Below are 23,777 nucleotides of genomic sequence, written 5' to 3' on the forward strand. Positions count from 1 at the left end.
GGTCAGGCGGTCTGCCCTCCGTCGATCACGAAATCCTGACCGGTGCAGTAACTGCCGGCGTCGCTGGCCAGGAACGCCACGAGGGCGGCCACCTCGGCGGTTGTGCCGGGACGGCGGATCGGCTGGCCGGCCACCGCGCCGCCGCCCGCCCGGGTCGTTTCGGAGATCATCCGCGTGTCGATCGCGCCCGGGCAGACGCAGTTGACCCGGATGCCGAACTCGCCGAGTTCCTTCGCCGCGGACTTGCTCGCCCCGCGCAGGCCCCATTTCGACGCGCTGTACCCGAGTCCGCCCGCGAAGCCCATCACCGCGGCGGTCGAAGCGACGTTGATGATGGAACCGCCGCGTTCGCGCATCAACGGCAGCACGGCTTGCATCCCGAGCACCGGTCCGACCAGGTTGACACCCAGGGTTTGCGCGAGGTGGTCTTCTTCGAAGCTTTCCAGCGGCGCCTTCCGGTAGTACCCGGCGTTGTTGACGAGCACGTCGACCCGGCCGAACTCGGCGCGGGTGCGTTCCATGGCGGTGGCCCAGTTTTCCTTGCTGCGCACGTCTAATGCGAGGGGGAGGGTCTTGGTTTCGATCTCCTGCGCCACTGCCGCGACAGCGCTTTCGTCGAGGTCGGCCAGCACGACGCTCGCGCCCAGCCGGGCGGCCGTCCGGGCGTGCTCCGCACCCTGTCCTTGTGCGGCACCGGTGACGAAGACGATTTTGTCCCGCAGGTCTACGAGTTGCTCAGGCACGATCCACTTCCTTCGGTTCGGGGGCGCGTGACGGTACCTTCGCCGGAAGGAAGAACGGGGTGCATGCGTCGGCTCAGCGGACACCTCAGGCTCGGTTCGACGAGAAAAGGCGGACTCTTGAACGATTTCCACGGCAAACCCGGCGTCGCGATCGTGACCGGCGGGACCGGCGGACTGGGCGCCGCGATCTGCCGGACTCTCGCCGGACGCGGCTGCGAGATCGCCTTCACCTACCGCAGCGACCGCGAGGCCGCGGAACGCCTAGCGGCCGAACTCGGCGGCGCGGTGGCCGACCAGCTGGACCTCACCGACCCCGCGCGGAGCAAGGCATACGTCGACAGCGTGACCGAGCGGTTCGGAGCGATCCACACCCTGGTCCACGCCGCCGGGCCGCTCGTCCCGCAGCAGCATCTGTCCACAGTGGATCCCGCCGACTTCGGCCGGCATCTCGCCGCGGAAGCCGCCGCGTTCTTCAACCTCGTCCAGCCGGCGTTGCCCGCGCTGCGCGCCAGCAAGGGATCGATCGTCGCGGTCACCACGGCGGCGACGAAGCGGTATCCGGTCCGTGACGGCCTTTCCGCCGGACCCAAGGGCGCGGTAGAGGCGACCGCACGGGCGCTCGCGGCCGAGGAGGGGCGGTTCGGCGTCCGGGTCAACTGCGTGGGGCCCGGGATGCTGACCGACGGGATGGCGACGGACCTGATGGCGAGCGGCGATCTCGACGAACGCGCGCTCGATGCGGCCCGCCGGGCTATTCCGTTGCGTACGTTCGGCAGCGCGCAGGACATCGCGGAGGCGGTGTGCTTCCTGGCGTCGGACCGGGCTGGGTTCATCAGCGGGCAGAAGCTCGACGTGGACGGCGGCTACGGCGTCTGAGACCAGCGGCCGACGAATTCCTCCGCCGCCTTGAGTGCGTCGCCGGGCTTTCCGGCCAGCGCCGCGTGCATCATCCGGACTTGCAGGTCCTCCTGCCGCACCAGGTAGTCAAGGAAGCTCTCCTCCCCCGGTGGTCCGGACGCGGCCAGCCGACGGAGGTCCTCGGCGTACTCGACAGTCCTCGGGTATGCGATGCGCAGCAGTTCGCGCAGCAACGGGCGCGGTGTGCGGCCGGTAAGCCAGCCTCGGACGCGGATTCGCGGGCTCGGCCGGAAACGGATCGACAGGCGCTCGGCGGCGGCGAGGTAGCGGGGCGCGCTGAACTCCTCCAGCCGGGCATAGGCGACGAAGAACGGGCCCAGCTCATGCGTCGCGGCGCGTGACGCGAGCAGGGACATCGAGAGCCGCGCGAACTCGCGGTTCGCCAGCTCGAAGCGGAAACCGTCCTCGAAATCGGTGAATTTCACGATCCCCCGGTTCCGAGTGCCGCGGCGACCTCGCGGGCCGCGCGCTGGCCGGATTCGATCGCGCCCTCGATGTATCCGGCGTGTTCCGCGGCGGTCTCGGTGCCTGCCCAGTGGACGTGCCGGACCGGATCGGCCGGGATCGGGTAGTAGCCGGCGCGGCTGCCGGGGGCCGGAAGGGCCGCGTATCCGCCTCCGGCGTGCTCGTCGAGATGCCAGGCCTTCTCGTGGAAACTCGCTGGTGACAAGACTTCGCCGCCCAGCCGCGCCGCGAGCGGGCCGAGGACCAGCTCGCGGCGCTCGGCCGGGGCCAGTGCGTCGAGGTCGCGCGCCTCGCGTCCGCCGACGAGCACGCACAGGTGTCCCGGACCGCCGGGCGGAGAGGTGTCGAAGGTGGCCGAGGCGGGCTTGCCGAGCACGACGAGTTCGGCTTCGCGGTGCCGTTCCCGCCAAAATGGACGGTCGTAGACCGCGATCGCCTTGTACACCGAGCCCAGGTACATGTTCTTCCCCAGCCGCGCGCGGGCGGCCGGGAGCGGCGGGTCGAACGCGATCCGCGCGGCGGTCGGCGGCGGGGCGGTCACGATCGCCTTCCGAGCCCGGAACACGCCCTCCAGCGTTTCCACCGTTACCCCCTCGGCTGCGGAGCGCACTGCGGTGACCTGGCATTCTGTCCGCACTCGGGTACCCAGGTCGGCGGCCAAGCGCTCGGCGAGCGTTCCAGCGCCCTCGACCAGCAGGCTGTCCTGTGCGCCGCCCTTGGTCGCCATCATCGTGGCGAGCCCGCCTTGATGCCGGATCGTCGAGGCGAACGCGTGCATCGTGAGCCGGTCGAGGTCGGCGCAGGTCGACGCGGCGACGAGGGCTTCGAGGACCCGTCGCGAACGCCGCCCGGGCGACTTGGCGATCCACTGCCCGACTGTCGTGTGCTCCCATTTGGCCGGGGCGCCGAGCTTCGCGCGCAGTTCCCAGACCGCCAGCGCCAGGTTCGCCATCGTGGCACCGGAGCCTGAAACGGATGCGGCACCTTCGACCATGACAGGGCGTTTCGGCGTGTGCATGGGGAAAACGGTCTCGCCGAGTTCCTTGGCCAGCCGCTCGAACCGGTGGTGACCGTGGCCGATCCACTGTCCGCCGAGATCGAGCCGGGAGCCCAGCGCGGAGGTCTCGGAGAGGACGCGGCCGCCGACCCGGCCGGCGGATTCGAGCACGACGACATCGATCCCGGCACGGCGCAGGTTTCTGGCCGCGATCAGCCCGGCCATGCCGGCGCCGACGATCGCCACGGTCGCTTCCCGCACCGGCGTCATGGAGTGCCCTCCGAACGGTAGAAAGTCGGACGTCCGTCCGAAAACGGTAAGCCAGCGGCCCCGGCGAAGCAACGCCTCCGCCGGGGCGGGTTATTTCGCGGCGCCGCGGACCCTGGCCACCGGCTGCGGATCGGCGAGCATCACGAGCATGTCGAGGGCATGGTCCAGATCGCGGTGCGACCGTTCGGAGTCCGGGTTCGCGACGTGCTGCAGGATCAGGCCGTCGACGACCGCGAGGCTGATCCGGCCGAGCACGTCGAAGCCGACCGCGCAGCGCTCCCCCGCCGCCTGCGCCGCCTGTTCGCAGAACCGGGTGACCAGCGTCGTGTACCGCTCGTACTGCAGGTGCGCGAGCCCGCCCGCCCCCTCGGCGCGCAGCGAGTAGGTGGCCAGCTCGTACTGCATGATCTGCAGGCCCAGACGGCTTTCCACGAGGCGGTTCCAGAAGTTCCGCACCCCGGTGCGCAGGGCGTGCTCTACACCCTTGTCGAGTTCGAGGCCCGCGCGCAGCGTCGCGGCGATCTCGTCGATGACGGTCGTCAGCACGGACTGCAGCAGCCGGTCCTTCGACGGGAACACGTAGTGCAGCGTGCCCAGCGAGATGCCCGCTTTCGCGGCGACCGCGCGCAGGGTCGTGGCCGGCACGCCCACCTCGCTCAACACCTCGATCGCCGCGCCGACGATCTGCTGCTCGCGTTCTGCTGCCTTGACGTAGGCCACCGGACTCCCGTTCTCTCTTCCCGCGCCCCGGACGGCTCCGCGCCGGGGAATTCCCGCCCCACTCTTGCACGTCCGGCGAACGCTGCCTACTTTAAAGTCGGACAACCGACCGAGATCTCAAGGTGGAGACATGACGGACTGTGACGTGGTGGTGGTCGGAGCCGGGCTAGCCGGCCTGTGCGCGGCCGAAGCGCTGAAGGCGGCCGGGCGGAGCGTGCTCGTGCTGGAAGCGAGGGACCGCGTCGCGGGCCGGAATCTCGGCGGGGAGCTGGCGAACGGCGTTCCGGTCGAACTGGGCGGGCAGTGGATCGGCCAGACGCAGACCGAGGTTCTCGCGCTCGTCCGCGAACTCGGCCTGGAGACGTACCCGACCTACGACAAGGGCGCGGCGGTCACGCTCTACAACGGAACCCGCACCCGCTACGAGGACGAAACCTTCGGGCTCTCCGAGGCGGCGGCGATCGAGGTCGGCCGCATGCAGGCCGAGCTGGAAGCGATCGCGGCGACCGTGTCGCTGTCCTCCCCGTGGCTCTCCCCCGGCGCCGCCGAGCTGGATCGGCAAACCCTGGCGGAATGGTTGCGCGCCAACACCGACAACGCCGAGGCACTGGCGTTCTGGGACGCTGTGGTGCCCGCGCTCTTCTCCGCCGAACCGTCCGAAATGGCCTTGCTGCACTTCCTTTTCTACCTCAAGTCGGGCGGCCTGCTCGACATCCTCGTCGGCACCGCCGGCGGCGCGCAGGAGCTGCACGTCGTCGGCGGCACCCACCAGATCTCCGAACGCCTCGCCGCCGGACTCGGCGAGGGAACGGTCCGGCTCGCCAGCCCGGTCCGCACGATCAGCCACCACAGCGACGGCGTGGAGGTGCACTACGACGGCGGTTCGGTCGCTGCCCGGCACGTCATCGTGGCGATCCCGCCGACGCTGGCCGGCCGCTTGACCTACCGGCCCGCGCTGTCCGGTTCGCGCGACGGGCTGACCCAGCAGATCCCGATGGGCTCGGTCATCAAGATCCAGGTCGCGTACCCGGCGCCGTTCTGGCGCGAGGACGGCTTGAACGGGTTCGCGTTCAGCCTCGACGACCAGCTGAGCGTCACCCTCGACAACTCCCCGCCGGACGCTTCGTGCGGTGTGCTGGTCGGCTTCTTCGAGGGTGCGCATGCCCGCGGCGCGGCGCGGATGAGCCCCGAAGACCGGCGTTCGGCCGCGATCGTGACGCTCACCAAGCTGTTCGGCCCGCAGGCCGCCGAGCCGATCGACTACGTCGAGCGGGACTGGATGGACGAGGAGTACACCCGCGGCTGCTACGGCGGACGGCTCGGCGCGGGCGTGTGGACGCAGTACGGCGCGGCACTGGCCGAGCCGATCGGCCGGATCCACTGGGCGGGCGCGGAAACCGCCGAGGTGTGGAACGGCTACATGGACGGCGCGGTCCGCTCCGGCCGTCGCGCCGCGGCCGAGGTGCTCGCCGAACTGGAGGCCTGACTGCCCAAGCCTTCTCGCCGCGGGCGGCCCCGACGTGATGATTCGCCTCTTAAATCATACGCACCACTAATGGTATGTTCCGCTCATGACTCTTGCCGGAAAGACCCTGCTGATGTCCGGCGGCAGCCGCGGCATCGGCCTTGCCATCGCGACCCGCGCCGCACGCGACGGGGCGAACGTCGTCCTGCTCGCCAAGACCGCCGAGCCGCATCCGAAGCTCGAAGGCACCGTCTACACCGCCGCCAAGGAGATCGAAACCGCCGGCGGACAGGCGTTGCCGATCGTCGGCGACGTGCGGTCCGAGGACGACGTCTTCTCCGCGGCCGAGGCGGCGGTGAAGCAGTTCGGCGGCATCGACATCGTCGTCAACAACGCCAGCGCGCTCGACCGGTCCGGCACCGAAGCACTCTCGATGAAGCGCTACGACCTCATGCAGGACATCAACACCCGGGGCACATTCCTGCTCAGCAAAGCGGCGATCCCGCACCTGCGCGAGGCCGCGAACCCGCACATCCTCACTCTGTCGCCGCCGCTGAACCTCGACCCCGCGTGGATCGGCGCGCACCTCGGTTACACGCTCTCCAAGTACGGCATGAGCCTGTGCACGGTCGGCCTCGCCGAGGAACTCAAAGCGGACGGGATCGCCGCGAATTCACTGTGGCCGCGCACCCTGATCGACACCGCGGCGGTGCGCAACATCATCGGCGGGGCCAGCCAGGCGCGCACGCCGTCGATCGTCGCCGACGCCGCACACGCGATCCTCGTCCGGCCGTCGCGCGAGTGCACCGGGAACCTCTTCATCGACGACGAGGTGCTCGCCGCCGAAGGCGTCACGGACCTGTCCGGCTATCAGCGCGGCGACGGCGAACTGGCGCTGGACATCTTCGTCGGCCCGGCCTGATCCCGCATCCGGTCGAACTCCCCCGGCAGCGTCTCGCCCTCGTTCATCCGGGCCAGCAGCTTGTGCAGGGAATCGCGGGAGCGCTGCGGAAGGTCGCTGAGCACGTGCCGGTCGAGGTCCGCCAGCACGGTGTTCGCCTTGCGCAGCGTCTCCCGGCCCGCCTTGCTCAGGTCGACGACGTAGCGCCGCCGGTCCTCGGGGTCGCGGGCGCGCGCGGCGAATTCGAGCGTTTCGAGGTCGTCCAGGCTGCTGACCATGGTCGCCGGGTCGATCCGCAGATAGGCGCCCAGCGACAGCTGCGACATCGGCCCGTTGTCGGCCAGCGCCTGCAGGACGCTGTAGTGCCGCACCCGCAGGCCCACCTCGTGCAGCCGGTCCTCGGCGAGCCGGAACGCGACCTGGCCGAGTTTGACCAGGAGACAGCTGGCGTGCTCCCCGATCCCGCCGGGCACCAACGGACCTGACATCGTTTCCCCTGCCTATCGTTAGCGGGCCGTACGAATGCCGATGATACGGCTACGCCCGCAAGCGCAGGCTTTTGTCCATCGCGGCGAACGCGCGCCGCACGTGCCCGGGAAGCTCGCCCGGCGCGCAGTCCGGCAGCCACTCGTCCAGCGCACACCGCCAAGCCGCCACGCAGAACTCGACCAACAGCCGCAGTTCGAGGCTGGGCTCACCGAGTCGGCGCACGACTTCCGCCTCGGTTTCCGCGCAATGCAAGAGGGTGTGCCCGTTCAACGACGGCGATTCGTCGATCAGCCGGAGTGTGGCGGGGAATCGCTGGTACCAGTTCTCGTCCATCCGGTCGAGAGTCGCGAGCATCGCGTCGCGGAAGACGTCGGCGAGCGGCCCGGACTTCTCGGTCTCGTCCAGCACGTCGAGGTAGGCGCTCCAGAGTTCCTTGACCGCGGCGAGCGCGACGTCCTCCTTCGAGCGGAAGTTGCGGAAGAACGTCCGCCGCGACACCTCGACCTCTTCGAGCAGCGCATCGAGCGGTGTGGCATCGAAGCCGCGCTCGCCAAAGATCGAGATCGCGGTTTCCACCAGAGCCTGGCGAGTGCGCAGCTTCTTACGCTCGCGCAGGGTGGTTCCGGAGGTGGTCATCGACCGCAGTCTACCGAGGCCGCACCCGATGCGCATATGCTATACAGGAGCAAATGCCACACTGTGGCACATTGCTGCGAAGGAGTCCCGACTGTGCGTGCCCTAGTTGTCGACCACACCGCGCCAGCCCACCTCTCACCGGCCGAGGTTGCCGACCCGATCCCCGCGCCCAACGAGGCACTGATCCGAGTCGCCGCCGCTTCGCTCAACTTCGGCGAGGTCAAAGACGCCGCCGATCCGGCTACCCCCGACGGCACCGTCCCCGGCTGGGACGCGGCAGGCGTCGTAGTCCAAGCGGCAGCCGACGGTTCCGGTCCCGCCGCCGGAACACCGGTGGTCACCCTGGGCACGGCGGGCTGGGCGGAGTTGCGCGCGGTGCCGACCACCTTGATCGGCACCGTTCCCGACGGCGCTGACCTGGGCGCGGTCAGCACGATCCCGGTCGCCGCCCTAAGCGCCCTGCACGTACTGCGCCGCATGGGCCAGCTGCTCGGGCGGCGAGTCATGATCACCGGCGCTTCGGGCGGAGTCGGCCGCTACGCGGTGCAGCTCGCCGCGCGAGCCGGGGCGGAGGTCGTCGCCATCAGCGGAAACCCCGCACAGGAACAGGGCCTTCGAGAGCTGGGCGCACACGAAGTGCACACCTCCGTCGCCGAAGCCGACCGGCCGGTGTACGGGGTACTGGACAACGTCGGCGGACCACACCTCGCGGCCGCGTTCGCCAAGCTGGAAGCGGGCGGCACGCTGATCAACGTGGGCCGGTCAGCGGAGACGGACACCGTCCTCCCGCCGAACGCCCTGCTAGGCACCGAAGGACGGCACGACCGGTCAATCCGCACGTTCTTCCTGCTGGCTGACCCGTCCGCCGACTTCTCCGCCGACCTGACCTGGCTGGCCGCTGAGGTAACCACCGGACGTCTAGCCCCCGGCATCAGCTGGCGCGGACCGTGGACCCGATACGCCGAGGCAGTCCAGCTGCTAATGGACCGACGCCTGCACGGCAAAGCAGTACTAGAGATCGGCTAAGCACCCCAGCCACACCTCACCCAGCCCCCTAACGCGACCACAGCCCGCGGGATCGCGTCGGCGTCTGACCGAGTGGCGTGCCCGGCCCCCTGGGGCCCAGCACGCCACTCGGTCAGACGCCGACTAAAGGCGATCCCGCGCGCGGCGGCGAAGCCGACGCCATCAAACACAGTTTTGCCGCGCAGCCCCCGCAAACCCAGCCACAACCAACCAAGCCCAGTCAACCCAGCCCAGTCAAACCCGCCCCACCAACCCCGCTGTTAACCTGGCTAAAACCCCCTCCCAACCACCACCGGAAGCCCAGTTGAACCAGACCGGAGCACAGCCACCAGCGGGAACCCAGGCCATTCGCCGAGCGCTCGGCATCCTGCGGCTCCTCATGGACGAGGACGGCGAGCTGCCGCTGTCCGCGATCGCCCGCAAGCTGGACCTCACACCGGGCACGACGCACCGGGTCGTACGCGCGCTCAGCGTCGACGGTCTCGTCACGCACAACCCCCGCACCGACAGCTATCACCTCGGCCCCGGCGCGATCCTGCTCGGCCAGGCGGCGCAGCGGGTGCACGGCCTTCAGCTCGCGCTGCCGGTCATACAGCGGATCAACGCGGACACCGGCGAGTCGGTCAACATCACGATCCGCGAGGGCACCGAATCCGTGGTGCTGCTGCGCGCCCAGTCGACGCTGCCGTTGCGGTTCGAGCAGCATCCCGGCGCACGTTTCCCGCTGTACGCCACGGCTTCCGGCAAGGCGATGCTCGCCAACTCCCTCGACGCGGAGGCTTACCTGGCGGGCCTGCCCGAGCAGCTGCCCGCGTTGACCTCGCACACCCTGGCCACCCGGGACGACCTCGCCCTGGAGCTGGCCGAGACCCGCGATCGCGGGTACAGCATCGACAACGAGGAGAACGTCGCCGGCGTGCGGTGCGTCGGGGCGGGGGTCCTGGACGAGCGCGGCCTCGCCCGGGCGGCGGTGGTCATCCAGGTGCCGACCGTGCGGCTGCCCGAGGACCGGGTCGCCGAGCTGGGCGCGCTCGCGATCGACGCGGCGAAGGAGATCGCGCCCTTCCTCCCGCCGGACCGGCTCACTCGGTACTGACTCCCAGCGCTTGCGCGGTCAGCGACGCGATGTGGGTCGGGCGGTGGTCGGACAGCTGACGGATCTGGGTCCGGCAGCTGAAGCCGTCGGCGTGCACCACGGTGCCTTCCGGGGCCGCGCGCAGAGCGGGCAGCAGCTGGTGTTCGGCGACCGCGACGGAGACGTCGTAGTGGCCCCGCTGGAAGCCGAAGTTGCCCGCCAGCCCGCAGCAGCCTTCGCGCAGGACATCCGAATGCTCGGACAGCCGATTCAGCAGCTGCGAGTCGGCGTCGTAGCCGAGGTCGGCGTGCTGGTGGCAGTGGACCTGGGTGAGCACCGGTGCGTCGGACTTCTTCAGCGCGGGAAGCTCGGCGTCGCCGAGGTGTTCCGCGAAGGTCCGGACGCTGCGCTTCAGCAACGCGGTCCGCGGATCGTCGGGAAGCAGCTCGGAGCCATCTTCTCGCAGCGTCGCGGTGCAGCTGGGTTCCAAGCCGAGCACCGGAATGCCCTGCTGGAGCCACGGGTCGAGCGCGTCGAGCGAACGGCGCAGGACCCGGCGCGCCGCGGACAGCTGGCCGGTGCTGTGCCAGGTCAGTCCACAGCAGACAGTGCGGTCCGGGATGACCACCTCGTGGCCGAGCGCTTCCAGCACGGCGACCGCGTCCCGGCCGACCTGCGGGTCGAAGAAGTTCGTGAAGGTGTCCGGCCACAGCACGACTTTCGACGCCGAGGCCGTCCGTTCCCGGCGGCGGAACCACGAAGTGAATGTGGGCGAAGCCAGCTGAGGCAGTTCGCGTTCGGCGGCGATTCCGCCAATCCGGTTCAGGGCGGGTCGAAGCGGGCCTGACGCCACCGCGTTGATCGCGCGCGCGAACGGGGCGCCCAGCCGGAGCCATCGGGGCAGCGCGCCCATCGTGTAGTGGGACATCGGGCGGAGGCGGCGTTCGTAGTGGCGGCTGAGGAATTCGGTCCGGTAGGAGGCCATGTCCACGCCGACCGGGCAGTCGGATTTGCAGGCCTTGCAGCCTAGGCAGAGGTCGAGCGCGTCGCGGACCTCGGGCGAACGCCAGCCGTCCTCGATGACGTCGCCGGCGAGCATCTCGAACAGCAGCCGCGCCCGGCCGCGAGTGGAGTGTTCCTCCTTGCCGGTGGCGCGGTAGCTCGGGCACATCATCCCGCCGGACGCGGACACGCATTTGCCCACGCCGACGCATCGACGCGACGCTGCCGCCAGGTCACCGTCGTCGGCGTGCAGGGCGAGCCGGGCGCGCGTGGGGAGCACCGGCGGGGCGATGACCGTGCGCAGGTCGGCGTCCAGCGGCGCGGGATCGACCACCCGGCCCGGGTTCATCGCGTTCGCGGGGTCGAAGGCGGCCTTGAAGTCGGCGAACGCCTGCATCAGCCGCGGCGAGAACATCAGCGGCAGCAACTCGGCGCGCGCCTGGCCGTCGCCGTGTTCGCCGGAGAGCGAGCCGCCGTGGGACACGACGAGTTCGGCCGCCTCGACCATGAACGACCGATACGCCTCCTTCGCTTCCGGCGCGGCCATCGGGAAGTCGATCCGCACGTGCAGGCAGCCGTCGCCAAAGTGGCCGTAGACGACGCCCTTGCGGCCGTGCTTGTCCAGCAGCAGGTCGAATTCGCGCAGGTACGCGCCGAGCCGGTCCGGCGGGACCGCGGAGTCTTCCCAGCCGGACCACGCCTCGGATCCGTCGGCCAGCCGGGTCGCGAGACCGGCTCCTTCCTCCCGGATGCGCCAGAGTTTCCGTTGCGCGACGGGATCTTCCACCACGAGCGACGAAGCGCCGACCTGCGCGGCGCGATCGGCCACCCGATGCGCGGCCGCAACCGCTTGCGCCGCATCGTCTCCGCCGGTTTCCAGGTACAGCCAGGCCGTCCCTTCCGGCAGGGTGCTGCGGTCGCCGGGCTTCCGGGCGTCGAGAGCGGCGACGAGACCGGCTTCGATGCCTTCCATGGTCAGCACCGGAAGGTCGAGCAGCGCCGGAACCGCGTCCGCGGCGGCGATGCTGTCCTCGAAACCCAGCACGGCGAGCGCGCGCGTCGCCGGGATCGGGGCCAGGTCGACCACCGCGCTCAGCATGGTCACACAGGTCCCTTCGGAGCCGACCAACGCCTTCGCGACGTCGAAACCGTTCTCCGGCAACAGGTATTCGAGGTTGTACCCGGACACTCGCCGGGGCAGCTTCGGGTAGCCGAGCCGGATGTCGGCCAGGTACTCGTCGCGCAGGTCGCGCAGGCCGCGGTACAGCGCACCCACCGCATCGTCCCGGGCGCAGAACTCTTCCAGGTCGGCCGGGGAGGTCGGGCCGACCTCGAGCCGGGTCCCGTCGGAGAGGGCGATGTCCAGCGCGCGGACATTGTCGACCGTCTTCCCCCACGCCACCGAATGCGAACCGCAGGCGTTGTTGCCGATCATGCCGCCGATCGTGCAGCGGCTGTGCGTCGACGGGTCCGGGCCGAAGGTGAGCCCGTGCTCGGCGGCCCGTTCGCGCAGCCGGTCGAGCACCAGCCCGGGTTCGACGCGCGCGGTGCGCCCGGCGGCATCGAGATCGAGCACGCGGTTGAGATGCCGGGTGAAGTCCAAGATCACCGCCCGGTTCGCGGCCTGCCCGCCGATGCTCGTCGCCGCGCCGCGCGGGAGGACCGGCGCACCGTGCTCCGCGCACACTTTCAGCGCCGCGACCACGTCTTCAGCACTGCGCGGCCGCACCACGAGCAGCGGGATGTGCCGGTAGTTCGAGGCGTCGGTGGAGTGGGTGGCGAGCGTGGCCGGGTCGCCGGCGACTTCGCCGGACACCGCCCGCTCGAGTGCTTCCTGCAGTGCCGAATGCGAACGGGCTCGGGCCGGCATGGGCGTCTCCTGGGAAATCGGGGGTTCACAGCGCCTCGGTCCTCGGGCTACCGTGAAGGCTCGCCACATAGTGGATATAGCTTCCACATGTTGTCAACTCGACGTGAGGAGTGGTCTTCTTGACCGACATGCCCCGCAACGAAAGCGTGTTCACCTGGGCCGCGCCCCCGCTGAAGTTCGGTGCCGGCGCGCTCGACGAGCTGGGCGCGGAGGTGGCCGCCCGGCAGGCCAAGTCGTGCCTGATCCTCACCGACCCCGGCGTCCGCGCCACCGGCATCCCGGACCGCGCGCTCGACTCGATCCGCGCGGCCGGAGTGAAGAGCGAGATCTTCGACGGCGTGGGTGTCGAACCGACCGACGCCAGCATCGACGAGGCCGTCGCCTACGCCCGCCAGCAGGAATGGGACTGCTTCGTCGCGATCGGCGGCGGCTCGGCGATCGACACCGCCAAGGCGGTCAACCTGCTCACCACGCACCCCGGCGAGCTGCTCGACTTCGTGACTCCACCCATTGGATCCGGCAAGGCGCCGTGGCTGCCGTTGAAGCCGCTGATCGCCGTGCCGACCACGGCCGGCACCGGCTCCGAATCGACCACCATCTGCGTAGTCGACCTGCTCGGCCTGCACCTCAAGGCCGGGGTGAGCCACCCGTCGCTGCGCCCGTCGCTGGCGGTCGTCGACCCCCGCACGACGGTCAGCCTCCCGTCCGCCGTGACCGCTGCGAGCGGCATGGACGTGCTCTCGCACGCGCTGGAGAGCTACACCAGCGTGGCGTTCGACGCGAAGCCCGCGCCGGAAGAGCCGATGAAGCGTCCGGCGTTCTGCGGCTCCAACCCGATCAGCGACGTGTGGTGCGAGATGGCGTTGACGTTGGTGGGCAAGCATTTGCGCGCCGCCGTCCTCAATGGACGCGACCTGACCGCGCGCACCCAGATGGCACTCGCGTCGACCTACGCCGGAACCGGGTTCGGCAACGCGGGCACCCACCTGCCGCACGCCAACGCCTACCCCGTCGCCGGAGCGGTGAAGCAGTACCGCGCCGAGGGCTACCCCGAGATGCCGATGGTCCCGCACGGCCAGGCCGTTTCGTCGACCGCGGCCGAGGTGTTCCGCTGGACCTATCCCGCGTCGCCGGAACGGCATCTGCACGCCGCGCACCTGCTGTCGGGCGGGCAGACCTTCACCGCGACGGACGGCGCAGACGCGCTGCCGCACGTGCTCACCGAGCTGATGGCCGACATCCAGATGCCGAAGGGACTGCACGCGTTCGGGTACGGCGAGGACGACATCGACACCCTCGTCGACGGCACGCTCAAGCAGACCCGTCAGCTGGCTGTCGTGCCCCGTCCGGTCACCCGGGCCGCGCTCGAAGACATCTTCCGCCGTTCGCTCTGACCACCGGGAGTTATCAATGGCGACAACTCCTGCTCCGCGCAACGGCGAAACCGACGTCCGCCTGGTGGTCGCGTCGAGCGTGTTCGGCACGACCGTCGAGTGGTACGACTTCTTCCTGTACGGCACCGCCGCGGGACTCGTGTTCAACAAACTGTATTTCCCCGGCTCCGATCCCCTGGTCGGCACCGTGCTGGCCTTCGCGACCTTCGCGCTCGGCTTCCTGGCCCGCCCGATCGGCGGGTTCATCTTCGGCCATCTCGGCGACCGGGTGGGCCGCAAGAAAATCCTCGTGGCGACCATGCTCATCATGGGCACCGCGACCTGTCTCATCGGCCTGCTGCCCGATTACCAGATGATCGGACCGGCCGCCCCGATCATCCTCGTCGTGCTGCGCCTGGCCCAAGGCGTCGCGGTCGGCGGCGAATGGGGCGGGGCCGTGCTGATGGCCACCGAGTACGCCCCGGCCGGAAAACGGGGCCTCTACGGCAGTTTCCCGCAGATCGGGCTGGCCATCGGGCTCACCCTCGGCACCGGCGTGCTGGCCCTGCTCAACGCGATCACCAGCGACGCGGCGTTCCTCTCGTGGGGCTGGCGGATCGGGTTCCTGCTGTCGGCCGTGCTGGTACTGGCGGGACTGGTGATCCGGGTCAAGGTCATGGAAACACCGGCCTTCCGCACCATGGCGGCCGAGGAAGGCACCGCGACCGTGCCCGCGGTCGAACTGGTCCGCGACAAGCTCTCCCGGCGGCATCTGCTGCTGGGCATGGGCAGCCGGTTCACCGAGGGCGTGGCCTTCAACGCGTGGGCGGTCTTCGTGATCTCCTACGGCAGCGGAACGCTGAAGCTGGACCGGCAGCCGCTGCTGGTCGGAGTGATGATCGCGGCCGCGGTGATGGTCGTGTTCATCCCGGTGTTCGGCAGAGTGTCCGACCGGTTCGGCCGGCGGAAGACGTTCACGACCGGAGCGGTGACGACGCTCGTGCTGGCGATCCCGGCACTGGCGGCGCTGCACAGCGGCAATCCCGTGCTGATCACGCTCTCGCTGATCGCCGTGCTGGGCATCAGCTACCCGGTGATGTACGGCCCGCAGGCGGCGTTCTACGCCGAGCTGTTCCCGATTTCCCGCCGCTGCACCGGGATTTCGGTCGTCTACCAGCTCTCCGGCGTCGTGGCCTCCGGGCTCACCCCGCTGATCCTCGCCTACCTCGCGGGCCGGACCGGCACGACCGGCATCCTGGTCTACCTCGCGGCGACGACCGTGATCAGCGTCGTCTGCACGCTGGCGATCCGGCAGAGCGACCTGTTCGACGACGAGGAGGTGCGGGCTTCCCGGCCGGCCAAGGAGGTGCCCCGGGTCAGCTGACCGGCCGCGTTCCGGGCGGCGGACCGTCGCCCGGAACGCGGTCCTTGATCACGTCGAGGATCCGCTGCCGGTCGGCGGGCCGGAGATAGAGGTAGTGCCCGGCTTCCGGCAGGATCTCGACGTCGGCGTGCGGAACGAGCCTGCGGAGATTCGCCGCCGCCGCGACCGGATCGTGGACGACGCTGCGTCCGCCGAACAACGCCAGCACCGGCGTCCGGATCGAGCGGAGGGCGTCGTCGCCCGGCGGGGTCTGGAACGGGATCCGGGCGCGGTAGGCCCGGATCCCGGCGACGACCACCTGCGCGGCGGGCTGGTCGAAGACATCCTCGCCCGCGGACCAGGCCACGAAACGCCGCCAGTCGCGGTCGCGGTTCAGCACCATCGCTTTCAGCCCGTGCCATTGCGCGGCCGCGGAGAACTTGGCGCTGACGGTGGTGGGGTCGAGCAGGCAGATCCCGGCGAGCCGGTCCGGGGCGTGGATGGCCTGGTTGACCGCGTGCCAGCCGCCGGTCGAACCTCCGACCAGGAAGACGTCGCTCAGCCCGAGTCCGGCGAGCACCTCGTCGAGGCCGAGCGCGCGGTCGCGGATGCCGGCGAACGGGGCGGTCTGCACGCTGCGGCCGGCTTCGCCGAGCGTGTCGACGGCATAGACCGGGCCTTCGAGCCCCGGGATCAGCGTCGCGTAACAGACCGAGGTCGCCATGAGGCCCGGCAGGAGCACGGTCGGCTGTCCGCCGTCGCCGAAGCGGTAGACGCGAGCGGTCCCGTGACGGCAGCCGACGTCGAACACTTCGTCGGGTGGCGAGCATTCCCGCATCGCCTGCTCGTAGAGGGTGAAGTAGCGTTGCCGCGCCGCGGGATTCTTGAACTGACCAGTTTTCTTCATGACCGAGACGCTATTTCGCGCGTCCCTCGCCGGTCTTGGACGAAAGTAAGATGGCGGCATGACGGAATGGTCGGTGGTCGTGCCGCGCCGGGAAATCACGACCGCGCGGGGGCGGCACGTCTTCGGGGTTTCGCGGATTCCGGGCGTGTTGACCTACACCGGCCACGAATTCCCGCCTGCCGACCCCATGCCTTGGCGGGTAACGCCACTGGGCGCGATCACCATGGTCCTGGAGCTGGAACCGCTTTCCCGGGAGCTGCCGCTGTCGCCGGTCTTCGGCCTGCGGGACCGTCCGCTGTTCGTATCGCAAAGCGGCGCCGCGCGAGGGCTCACCGTCGCGTTCACTCCGGCCGCCGCGCACGCACTGTTCGGACTGCCGCTGCGCCTGCTGGCGAACGCGAGCGTCTCCGCCGCCGACCTCCTCGGCCGCGACGCCGACCTGCTGCTCGAACGCCTCGCGTCCACTCCGGACTGGACCACGCGGTTCGCCCTGCTCGACGACTTCCTGCTCCCCCGCGTGCTGTCCGGCCCGGAGCTGGCCCGGCCGGTGCGGGCCGCGTGGCACCGGCTGACCTCCGGCCCGGCCCGGGTCGACGTGGTCGCCGCCGAGATCGGCTGGACGCGGCAGCATCTGAACGCCCGCTTCCGCGAGGACATCGGCCTTTCGCCCCGCACGGTCGGACGCGTCGCCCGCCTGCACCGCGCGGTGTCCCGGCTGCCGTCCGCGCGGTCGTGGGCGGAGCTGGCGATCCAGTGCGGTTACGCCGACCAGTCCCATCTCAACCGCGATTTCCGCAGTTTGACCGGCTGCACGCCGACCGAATACGTCACCGGCTGAGGTCCATCCCGAACCGCTCCAGCAAGAACGCCAGCCAATGCGCCGCGTGGACCACACTGTCCGACCGGCCCGTCGCAGTCCCGTGCCCGACGTCGTCCCACACCCGCAGCAGCACCGGCGCGCTCGTCTCCGCCATGGCCTGCACCCGCGCGACGAACTTCCGCACCGGCCCTGGCGGGCACGCCACGTCCGCCCCGCCCGCGTGCACATAGAGCGCCGGGTAACCGACCTCGTCGGACACGAGCTGATACGGCGACATCCGGGCGAGCCGGGCGACGTCTTCCGGATCGCCGAGGTCGCCGTACTCCGCGCCAATAGCGAAGCGTCCGTACGGATGCCGGTGGCAGCCGATGACGTCCAGGATCGGGCATTGCGCCACCACGGCCGCCCACAGGTCCGGACGCTGGGTGTAGGCGATCCCGGCCATCATGCCGCCGTTGCTCCACCCGGTGACGGCGAGTTGTTCGCGGGTGGTGACACCGGTGTCGAGGAGGTGTTCGGCGATCGCGTAGAGGTCGTCGAAGCTGTTCTGCTTGTGCTCGACGCGCCCGGCGTCGGCCCAGTCGGAACCGAGGTCGCCGCCGCCGCGCTGGTGGGAGATCGCCAGCACTCCCCCGGCCGCGACGAACGCCGCGACCGGGCCGGGGAACTGCGCGGGCCAGGCGACCCGGCCGCCGCCGTACGCGGTGATGAGGGCCGGGAGCGCGCCGTCCGCTCCGTCCGGCAGGACCAGGTGGTACGGCACGCGCGTGCCGTCCGCGGATTCGGCCCAGCGCAGCGAAACCGTCGCGCCCGGCAGGTGCACGCGCGGCGCGCGCAGGGTGTCGACCTGCCCGGACCCGAAGCGGTAGCGGTACAGGCCGGGCGAGGAAGTGGGCGTCGAGAACACGAACACGAAGTCGTCCGGATGGCCGTCGGGGGCGAGCGCCGCGCTCGGCAGCACGTCGAGCGGCAAGGCGCCCCGGCCGGGCAGCGGCACCTCCTCCAGCTCCCGCCCGGCGCGGTCGAAGACCCAGGCGCGCGCCTCGGCGTCCACCGAACCGGTCGCCACCAGGCGACCGCCGATCAACCGGACCTGGCTCAGCACCCGCCCGGATTGCGGGACCAGTTCGAGCCAGGTCGCCGGGTCCGAGGGCTTCGGCTCGGCGAACGGGATCGCGACGATCCGCCCGCGCGGGGCGTCGTGGTTGGTGACCGCGACGTACCGGTCCCCGTCGATGACGCCCGCGACCGACGACTCGATGCCTTGCACGAACGGCCGCCACGTCCGGTCCGGCAGGTCGCACACGTACTGCGGGAGCGGCCACACGGCGGTCGCGACGGCGTGCCTGCCGTCCGCGGCCACCTGGACGGCGGGCGCGTTGGCGACGTCGACCGGCTCGGGTTCGGTGGCGGGTTTCTCGCCCAGTGCGTGGAAATACGCGCGGAACGCGAACGACTCCCCGGACAGGTCGCCCGCGGTGTAGAAGAACCCCGAACTGTCCGGCAGCCACTGCGGCGTGACCAGCGGACCCATCGTCGGATGCGGGATCCGGTCCGGCAGCCGTCCGCCGGTTTCGGTGTCCAGCAACCAGATCTCGCCGAGTTCGGAGCCGTCCGCGCAGACCCCGCAGGCGAGTGTCTTCCCGTCCGGCGCCGGCGCGAACCACGAGACCTGCCGGTTCCCGTCGCCGTTGGGGTCGTACAGCACCCGGCCCGGACCGTCCGGTGCGCCGGAGACCACGAGAACGGCGCGGTCCGGGTAGTCCGGGTCGGGCAGCCGGTCGAGGCGGAACCACCTGCCGTTTGCGAAGCGCGGCGCGGGCTCGACCATCCAGTTCGGTGAGCCGGTGCCGTCGGCGACGCAGTGACTCACCAGGTCGCGAAGGGCGGACAGGTGCGGGAGGTTTTCGAGGTACGCGTCGGTCAGGGAGTTCTGGGCTTCTTGCCAGGCTGCGGTTTCGGCGGAGTCGTCCTCCAGCCAGCGGTAGGGATCGGGGAAACTGAGGCCTGCGACGGTGTCGAGGTCCTTTACCGTCCTGGCTGCCGGGTAGTCCAGCCGTTCGCCTGTCATGGTCCCGTCCTTCCCGCACTCCTTTGTGGACGCTCACGGTAGTGCGCCGGGGGTGGTGGTGACCCGCTACAGGTGCCGCACGTTTCGGGCGGGCGGTGCGGCACCTGTCGTGAGTGTTTATCCCGGTTCTAACCGGGATTGCCACTCACGAGACACGACGGTCCTTCACCACCCGCCCGCCCTGCACGACCAGCACCACAGCCTCCCGGTCACCAAACAGCTCCGGTGCCGCCAGCGGATCCCCCGCGAAAGCCACCAGATCGGCCTGCTTCCCCACCTCCACCGTGCCCGTCTCGTCCGCGATCCCGAGGATCTCCGCGTTCGCCGACGTCGCCGCGACGAGCGCCGCCATCGGCGATTCGGCTTCCGCGCGCAGCACCAGTTCGTCCCCGCGGTGGTCCTGCCCAGGCCCGACCAGGTCAGAGCCGAGCCCGACCCGGACCCCGGCCGCCCGCGAGGCGCGGATCGCGTCTAGCTGGCCCTGCCACGCACCCTTCGCGCGCTCCGCCATCTCGGGCGGGAGGCCGAGCCGCGGGGCGTCCTTGAGGAGATCTCGCACCACCGTCAGCGTCGGCACGTGCGCGACGCCTCGTTCCGCCATCAAGGCAGCCATCTCGTCGTCAATGGCGGTGCCGTGCTCCACGCAGCGCACCCCGGCCTCGACCGCGGTGCGCAGGCCGGCGTTGTTGTGCGCGTGCACGGTCACGTAAGTGCCGCGCGCGGCGGCCTCCTCGACCGCGACGCGGATTTCCTCCGCGGTGAACTGGGTGTCGGAAAGCTTGTCATGGTAGGAAACGACGCCGCCGGTCACGCACAGCTTCAGGAAGTCCGCGCCGCGCCGGAACGCCTCCCGGACGTTGCCGCGCATCTGCTCCGGGCCGTCCGAAAGGAAAGACAGCTCCCGCAGGCCGGGAATGCCGTGCCCGGCCCACAGGTGCGCCGGTTCCCAGCCGCTGGCGAGATGGCCGTGCCCGCCGGTCTGGCATTGCACCGGTCCGCACTGCAGGATCCGCGGCCCCGGGATCTTCCCCTTCGCCACCGCGCCCGCCAGCCCGCCGTCGATGCCGCCGGTGTCGCGCACCGTCGTGAAGCCCGCGTCGAGGGTCTGCGCGCAGTTCGCGAACATGTCCGCGGCGATCTCGGCGGCGGGCAGGCCGTAGCCGGTGTCGGCCGCGATGTCGCTGGAGATGCCGAGATGCACGTGCGCGTCGATCAGGCCGGGCACGAGCGTCAGCCCCGTGCAGTCGAGCACCTCAGCGCCGGTCGGCGGGGACCCGCCGAGCCGGGCGATCCTGCCGTCCTCGACGAGAATCGCTTGCCCGGCGACGGGATCCGCGCCGGTCCCGTCGGCCACTGTCGCGCCGGTCAACCACATTTCGGCTCCTTTCCACGGAAAACACCAGCTTCCGCCGCCCGCGGAGCCCTGGCCAATGCACGGACGTCGAGCATCGGCCGGGCAGCGTGCGACGTCGGTCGCGCGGCCGGGTCAGGACACCGACCGGATTCTCGGCGCCTCGCCGCCGGGGGCCGTTTCCGCCCGGTAGCCCTCGGCCAGCCGGCGCATCTTCAGCCCGAGGTGCAGGGTCAGCCGGTCGTCGCCCCGGTTCAGTTCGCAGCCGGTGAGCTGTTCGATCCGCTTCAGCCGGTGATACAGCGTCGCGCGGTGGATGTTCAGCTGCCGCGCGGTGCTGGCGACGTCGCCGGCGTTGTCGAGGAACCTTTCCAGCGTGGCGATGAACCCGGCGTGCGAGGCTTCCCGTTCGAGCGCGTCGAGCGCCGGCGTGTGCGAGGCGGCGACGAGGTCGTCGGCGGGCATTTGCAGGAGCAGTTCGTACGGGCCGAGTTCGCCCCAGCGCGCGACCGGGCCGAGCGACGGCACGAACCGCGCCGCGCGCGCCGCCAGAAACGCCTGCCGGTACGAGACGGCGACCTGCTCGATGCCGTCGACGACGCTGCCGACACCGAACACGAGCTGCCCGCTCTGCCGGGTCAGCCGGCCGAACCGGGCGGCGAGGCGCGCGCACGACTCGTCCAGCTCCCGGCGGGACGGAGCTTCCCGCCTGCCGAACAGCAGCCACGCGCGGGACTTGTTGGCGGCTATCAACGCATTCCCCGAAGCGTCCTCGACCGCCGCCTCCAGAGCCACCTGCTGCGGCGCGGCACCCCCGTCCGGTCCGGCGTGCTGCACGCCCAGCACCTGAAACCGCGCACCCGCCGGAAACACCTGCTCGGCCCGCACATCCTCGACCGCCTGGGCGCGGATGCCGCGGTCGGACGAGACGAGTTCCCACAGGATCGCCTCCTGCCGGGCCTGGGTGCGCTCGTGCACGACGAGCCGCCGGTACAGCACCGCGCCCGCCCGGCTCGCGGCGTCCTTGGCCAGCTCCAACTGCTTCTCGTCCAGCGCCGAACCGGGGTCGATCAGCCAGAGGTACCCCAGCAGCAGCCCCGCGCAGCGCACCGGCGCGCACACCCGAGGCCGCACGCCGTCCACCGGCGTCAGCAGCCGCCCCGGCCCGGTCCACTCCGCGATGCCCTGGGCGAGCACCTTGTCCCGCACCTCCGCGTCGACCGACCGGTTCAGCACCGAGGCCACGCGGACGCGGTCCTCGTCCCCGAAGTGCCGGCTCGCGGCGAGCAGCCGGATCGACGGATCGTCGATCGCCACCGACCGCCGCAGCCGCTCGGCCAGGTCGTCGACGATCTCCTGCAGGTCGTCAGCCATGCCTCCACTCTCCCCCGGCGGCCCCCGGATCGCGAGCGACAGATGACGCGGAATCCCCCGTTCGACACGACAGATGTCGCGCCCGCGCGGTTCCCGACACCTGCCGGAAGCGCCAGCGCGGCGCGCCGCCCGATACTCGCCTCGAACGGCGAAGGAAGTGATCCCCCTGGACATCCCCGGATTCATGTCCCCGGCGCACGTCGACCGGATGAACCAGCTGCTCGCGGCATCAGCCGAGGTGCGCGCCGCTGCCGCCGAGCTGGGCGGGACGTACACGATGACCTACCAGCTCGACGGCGCTCCCAGCGGAACCGAGTACTGGACGACCGTCTCCGGCCCGGCCGGTCTGCGTTTCGAGCTGACCGCGCCACCGGTGCCGGACGTCCTCGTGCAGGCGGACTGGACGGCGACCATGCGAGCGCTGCACGCGCAGCAGGACGGCGTCGAAGCACCACCGGTCGGCGAGAAAACCACCGGCGACCCGGCGCTGGCGGAGCGGCTCGAACACGTCCTCGCGCTCGGCCGTCAGGTGGCGACGATCAAAAGCCGCCTGCCCGATCTCCCGGCCCGGGACTCCGCCGATGTCCGTGAGGGGAACCCTGAGGAACTCTGATTCCAATGCCAGGGACTTAAGGTGCGTGGCCGCACGCCGGCTGGACCATCCACAAAGGACGCCAGGTCGTCGAATTGCCCGATTGGTGCCCGCGTGGCCATGTCCGGAGGTCCGTGAGGGGAACCCTGAGGGAATCAGAGTCCGTCAGGGTTCCCCTCACGGACGACCAAACCCGCACCAGCCGGCCCGCCACGAGCGGCCCTGGCCAGCCCCTGCTACCGCAAGGCGAGCCTCAACGACACCCGCAGCGCCCGCCTTAAGTCCCCGGCATGGGAAACTGATTCCCTCAGGGAGGCCCTCACAGACGATGATCCTGCTCTCGCCGCTCGTGCTGGGCCTGGCAAGAGCCCGCCGACCCCTTTGGCCTGGGCGGACGCGCCTCACGCCGCACCCATGACGCAGCCTTAAGCTCCTGGCATTGACTCTGATTCCCTCAGGGTTCCACTCACGGACGACTAGCCTTGCCGAACTCACCGAACCGAAGGGGCCGCCGCCTCGGTGAGCTGCTCCCGCAGGGTGCTCAGCGTCCGGGCCAGCAACCGCGACACCTGCATTTGCGACAGGCCGACCCGTTCGGCGATCTGGCTTTGCGTCATATTCGAGAAAAAACGCATGACGACAATCGCGCGTTCCCGCTCGGGCAGATTCCGCAGCAGCGGTTTGAGCGTTTCGCGATCCTCGAGTTTTTCGATTTCGGGATCGTTTTCCCCGAGCGTGTCGGCCAGGGCGAGCGAGCCGGTGTCGTCGTGCGCCGGGTAGTCGATCGAGGCGGCCTGGTAGGCGTTTCCGGCGTGCAGGGCCTCGGCGACCTCGTCGAGGCCGAGGCCGAGGTGCTCGGCGAGTTCGCGCGCGGTGGGCGCGCGGCCGAAGCGCTGGCCGAGGTCGGTGGCGGCCTGGCCGAGGGTCAGGTGGAGTTCCTTGAGCCGGCGCGGGACCCGCACCGACCAGGTGTGGTCGCGGAAGTACCGGCGGACCTCGCCCATCACCGTCGGGACGGCGAAGGCGACGAAATCGGACTGCCGGGCCGGATCGTACCGGTCGACGGCGTTGATCAGGCCGATCCGCGCCACCTGCAAGAGGTCCTCGGACGGCTGCCCGCGCCGGGCGAACCGGCGGGCGATGTGCTCGGCCAGCGGCAGATGCTCCTCGATGAGGCGGCGGCGGAGCCGGGCGTGCTCGCCGGTGTCCTCGGCGAGATGGCGGATCTCCTCGAACCACGCGGCGCAGTGCCGGTAGTCGTCGCTGCGCCGGGTGCGGGTCATGGTCGCCGCGGTCATCCGGGTCCTCCTGACGGGCGAAGGGAACCTGACTCGGGTAATGCCATGGTG

General features: G+C 70.6%; 21 protein-coding genes. 9 read left to right on the forward strand and 12 right to left on the reverse strand.

Annotated features, from left to right (window positions below; all coding sequences use genetic code 11):
* Nucleotides 1–2: 2 nt before the first annotated feature.
* Entirely contained in the window at nt 3–743 is a 741-nt protein-coding gene (locus ACFSVL_RS23450) for an SDR family NAD(P)-dependent oxidoreductase (RefSeq protein WP_378307544.1), read from the reverse strand.
* A gap of 117 nt (nt 744–860) precedes the next feature.
* Here ACFSVL_RS23450 and ACFSVL_RS23455 point away from each other — a divergent pair, with 117 nt between their 5' ends.
* Complete coding sequence (locus tag ACFSVL_RS23455; RefSeq protein WP_378307546.1) at nt 861–1,619, forward strand: SDR family NAD(P)-dependent oxidoreductase; 759 nt, start codon at nt 861–863, stop codon at nt 1,617–1,619.
* Here ACFSVL_RS23455 and ACFSVL_RS23460 read toward each other — a convergent pair.
* From ACFSVL_RS23460 to ACFSVL_RS23470, 3 genes are all read right to left on the reverse strand, one after another.
* Entirely contained in the window at nt 1,607–2,086 is a 480-nt protein-coding gene (locus ACFSVL_RS23460) for a hypothetical protein (protein ID WP_378307548.1), read from the reverse strand. The two genes, ACFSVL_RS23455 and ACFSVL_RS23460, sit on opposite strands and share 13 nt — an antisense overlap.
* Entirely contained in the window at nt 2,083–3,393 is a 1,311-nt protein-coding gene (locus ACFSVL_RS23465; RefSeq protein WP_378307550.1) for a flavin monoamine oxidase family protein, read from the reverse strand. Before ACFSVL_RS23465 ends, ACFSVL_RS23460 begins: the two co-directional genes overlap by 4 nt.
* A gap of 90 nt (nt 3,394–3,483) precedes the next feature.
* Nucleotides 3,484–4,113 carry a TetR/AcrR family transcriptional regulator gene (locus tag ACFSVL_RS23470; RefSeq protein WP_378307552.1) on the reverse strand — a complete coding sequence of 210 codons (630 nt, stop codon included), beginning with the start codon at nt 4,111–4,113 and terminating at the stop codon, nt 3,484–3,486.
* A 49-nt stretch (nt 4,114–4,162) separates the two neighbouring features.
* Between ACFSVL_RS23470 and ACFSVL_RS23475 the strand changes: the two genes are divergently transcribed.
* On the forward strand, nt 4,163–5,599 hold the full coding sequence (locus ACFSVL_RS23475; protein ID WP_378307830.1) for a flavin monoamine oxidase family protein: 1,437 nt from the start codon (nt 4,163–4,165) through the stop codon (nt 5,597–5,599).
* A gap of 85 nt (nt 5,600–5,684) precedes the next feature.
* Nucleotides 5,685–6,500, forward strand: coding sequence for an SDR family oxidoreductase (locus tag ACFSVL_RS23480; protein ID WP_378307554.1), 816 nt, complete (start codon nt 5,685–5,687; stop codon nt 6,498–6,500).
* Here ACFSVL_RS23480 and ACFSVL_RS23485 read toward each other — a convergent pair.
* Nucleotides 6,449–6,967 carry a MarR family winged helix-turn-helix transcriptional regulator gene (locus ACFSVL_RS23485; protein ID WP_378307556.1) on the reverse strand — a complete coding sequence of 173 codons (519 nt, stop codon included), beginning with the start codon at nt 6,965–6,967 and terminating at the stop codon, nt 6,449–6,451. The genes ACFSVL_RS23480 and ACFSVL_RS23485 overlap by 52 nt on opposite strands.
* Before the next feature lie 49 nt (nt 6,968–7,016).
* Nucleotides 7,017–7,604, reverse strand: coding sequence for a TetR family transcriptional regulator (locus tag ACFSVL_RS23490; RefSeq protein ID WP_378307558.1), 588 nt, complete (start codon nt 7,602–7,604; stop codon nt 7,017–7,019).
* A 93-nt stretch (nt 7,605–7,697) separates the two neighbouring features.
* On the opposite strand from ACFSVL_RS23490, the gene ACFSVL_RS23495 reads away from it, so the two are divergent.
* Together ACFSVL_RS23495 and ACFSVL_RS23500 are read left to right on the forward strand one after the other, a co-directional pair.
* Nucleotides 7,698–8,630 (forward strand): zinc-binding dehydrogenase, encoded by a 933-nt coding sequence (locus tag ACFSVL_RS23495; RefSeq protein ID WP_378307560.1) that lies wholly within the window; start codon nt 7,698–7,700, stop codon nt 8,628–8,630.
* 304 nt (nt 8,631–8,934) lie between these two features.
* Nucleotides 8,935–9,726 carry an IclR family transcriptional regulator gene (locus tag ACFSVL_RS23500; protein ID WP_378307562.1) on the forward strand — a complete coding sequence of 264 codons (792 nt, stop codon included), beginning with the start codon at nt 8,935–8,937 and terminating at the stop codon, nt 9,724–9,726.
* On the opposite strand, the gene ACFSVL_RS23505 is transcribed toward ACFSVL_RS23500, so the two are convergent.
* Complete coding sequence (locus tag ACFSVL_RS23505) at nt 9,713–12,577, reverse strand: FAD-binding and (Fe-S)-binding domain-containing protein (protein ID WP_378307564.1); 2,865 nt, start codon at nt 12,575–12,577, stop codon at nt 9,713–9,715. The genes ACFSVL_RS23500 and ACFSVL_RS23505 overlap by 14 nt on opposite strands.
* Before the next feature lie 128 nt (nt 12,578–12,705).
* Here ACFSVL_RS23505 and ACFSVL_RS23510 point away from each other — a divergent pair, with 128 nt between their 5' ends.
* Both ACFSVL_RS23510 and ACFSVL_RS23515 read left to right on the forward strand, forming a co-directional pair.
* Complete coding sequence (locus ACFSVL_RS23510) at nt 12,706–13,971, forward strand: hydroxyacid-oxoacid transhydrogenase (protein ID WP_378307831.1); 1,266 nt, start codon at nt 12,706–12,708, stop codon at nt 13,969–13,971.
* A gap of 16 nt (nt 13,972–13,987) precedes the next feature.
* Nucleotides 13,988–15,334: an MFS transporter gene (locus tag ACFSVL_RS23515; RefSeq protein ID WP_378307566.1), complete on the forward strand. Its 1,347-nt coding sequence runs from the start codon at nt 13,988–13,990 to the stop codon at nt 15,332–15,334.
* On the opposite strand, the gene ACFSVL_RS23520 is transcribed toward ACFSVL_RS23515, so the two are convergent.
* On the reverse strand, nt 15,327–16,220 hold the full coding sequence (locus tag ACFSVL_RS23520) for an alpha/beta fold hydrolase (RefSeq protein WP_378307568.1): 894 nt from the start codon (nt 16,218–16,220) through the stop codon (nt 15,327–15,329). The two genes, ACFSVL_RS23515 and ACFSVL_RS23520, sit on opposite strands and share 8 nt — an antisense overlap.
* Before the next feature lie 58 nt (nt 16,221–16,278).
* Between ACFSVL_RS23520 and ACFSVL_RS23525 the strand changes: the two genes are divergently transcribed.
* Nucleotides 16,279–17,058, forward strand: a complete 780-nt coding sequence (locus ACFSVL_RS23525) for a helix-turn-helix domain-containing protein (protein WP_378307570.1) — start codon at nt 16,279–16,281, stop codon at nt 17,056–17,058.
* Here the strand turns inward: ACFSVL_RS23525 and ACFSVL_RS23530 are convergent.
* From ACFSVL_RS23530 to ACFSVL_RS23540, 3 genes are all read right to left on the reverse strand, one after another.
* Nucleotides 17,048–19,111, reverse strand: a complete 2,064-nt coding sequence (locus tag ACFSVL_RS23530) for a prolyl oligopeptidase family serine peptidase (RefSeq protein WP_378307572.1) — start codon at nt 19,109–19,111, stop codon at nt 17,048–17,050. The genes ACFSVL_RS23525 and ACFSVL_RS23530 overlap by 11 nt on opposite strands.
* A 145-nt stretch (nt 19,112–19,256) precedes the next feature.
* Nucleotides 19,257–20,486: a metal-dependent hydrolase family protein gene (locus ACFSVL_RS23535; RefSeq protein WP_378307574.1), complete on the reverse strand. Its 1,230-nt coding sequence runs from the start codon at nt 20,484–20,486 to the stop codon at nt 19,257–19,259.
* A gap of 111 nt (nt 20,487–20,597) precedes the next feature.
* Entirely contained in the window at nt 20,598–21,836 is a 1,239-nt protein-coding gene (locus ACFSVL_RS23540; protein WP_378307576.1) for a helix-turn-helix domain-containing protein, read from the reverse strand.
* A 157-nt stretch (nt 21,837–21,993) separates the two neighbouring features.
* Here ACFSVL_RS23540 and ACFSVL_RS23545 point away from each other — a divergent pair, with 157 nt between their 5' ends.
* Nucleotides 21,994–22,449 carry a hypothetical protein gene (locus ACFSVL_RS23545; RefSeq protein WP_378307578.1) on the forward strand — a complete coding sequence of 152 codons (456 nt, stop codon included), beginning with the start codon at nt 21,994–21,996 and terminating at the stop codon, nt 22,447–22,449.
* Nucleotides 22,450–22,919: 470 nt separating this feature from the next.
* Here ACFSVL_RS23545 and ACFSVL_RS23550 read toward each other — a convergent pair whose 3' ends face one another.
* Nucleotides 22,920–23,726: a SigB/SigF/SigG family RNA polymerase sigma factor gene (locus tag ACFSVL_RS23550; RefSeq protein ID WP_378307580.1), complete on the reverse strand. Its 807-nt coding sequence runs from the start codon at nt 23,724–23,726 to the stop codon at nt 22,920–22,922.
* Between the last annotated feature and the right edge of the window lie 51 nt (nt 23,727–23,777).

The sequence above is a fragment of the Amycolatopsis silviterrae genome (genome assembly GCF_042684085.1).
Lineage (GTDB): Bacteria > Actinomycetota > Actinomycetes > Mycobacteriales > Pseudonocardiaceae > Amycolatopsis > Amycolatopsis silviterrae.

Coding starts and splice junctions, on each gene's coding strand:
- ACFSVL_RS23465 (WP_378307550.1), bottom strand. CDS start 3,393: ATGACGCCGGTGCGGGAAGCGACCGTGGCGATCGTCGGCGCCGGCATG.
- ACFSVL_RS23480 (WP_378307554.1), top strand. CDS start 5,685: ATGACTCTTGCCGGAAAGACCCTGCTGATGTCCGGCGGCAGCCGCGGC.
- ACFSVL_RS23485 (WP_378307556.1), bottom strand. CDS start 6,967: ATGTCAGGTCCGTTGGTGCCCGGCGGGATCGGGGAGCACGCCAGCTGT.
- ACFSVL_RS23490 (WP_378307558.1), bottom strand. CDS start 7,604: ATGACCACCTCCGGAACCACCCTGCGCGAGCGTAAGAAGCTGCGCACT.
- ACFSVL_RS23505 (WP_378307564.1), bottom strand. CDS start 12,577: ATGCCGGCCCGAGCCCGTTCGCATTCGGCACTGCAGGAAGCACTCGAG.
- ACFSVL_RS23510 (WP_378307831.1), top strand. CDS start 12,706: ATGCCCCGCAACGAAAGCGTGTTCACCTGGGCCGCGCCCCCGCTGAAG.
- ACFSVL_RS23515 (WP_378307566.1), top strand. CDS start 13,988: ATGGCGACAACTCCTGCTCCGCGCAACGGCGAAACCGACGTCCGCCTG.
- ACFSVL_RS23520 (WP_378307568.1), bottom strand. CDS start 16,220: ATGAAGAAAACTGGTCAGTTCAAGAATCCCGCGGCGCGGCAACGCTAC.
- ACFSVL_RS23525 (WP_378307570.1), top strand. CDS start 16,279: ATGACGGAATGGTCGGTGGTCGTGCCGCGCCGGGAAATCACGACCGCG.
- ACFSVL_RS23530 (WP_378307572.1), bottom strand. CDS start 19,111: ATGACAGGCGAACGGCTGGACTACCCGGCAGCCAGGACGGTAAAGGAC.
- ACFSVL_RS23535 (WP_378307574.1), bottom strand. CDS start 20,486: ATGTGGTTGACCGGCGCGACAGTGGCCGACGGGACCGGCGCGGATCCC.
- ACFSVL_RS23540 (WP_378307576.1), bottom strand. CDS start 21,836: ATGGCTGACGACCTGCAGGAGATCGTCGACGACCTGGCCGAGCGGCTG.
- ACFSVL_RS23550 (WP_378307580.1), bottom strand. CDS start 23,726: ATGACCGCGGCGACCATGACCCGCACCCGGCGCAGCGACGACTACCGG.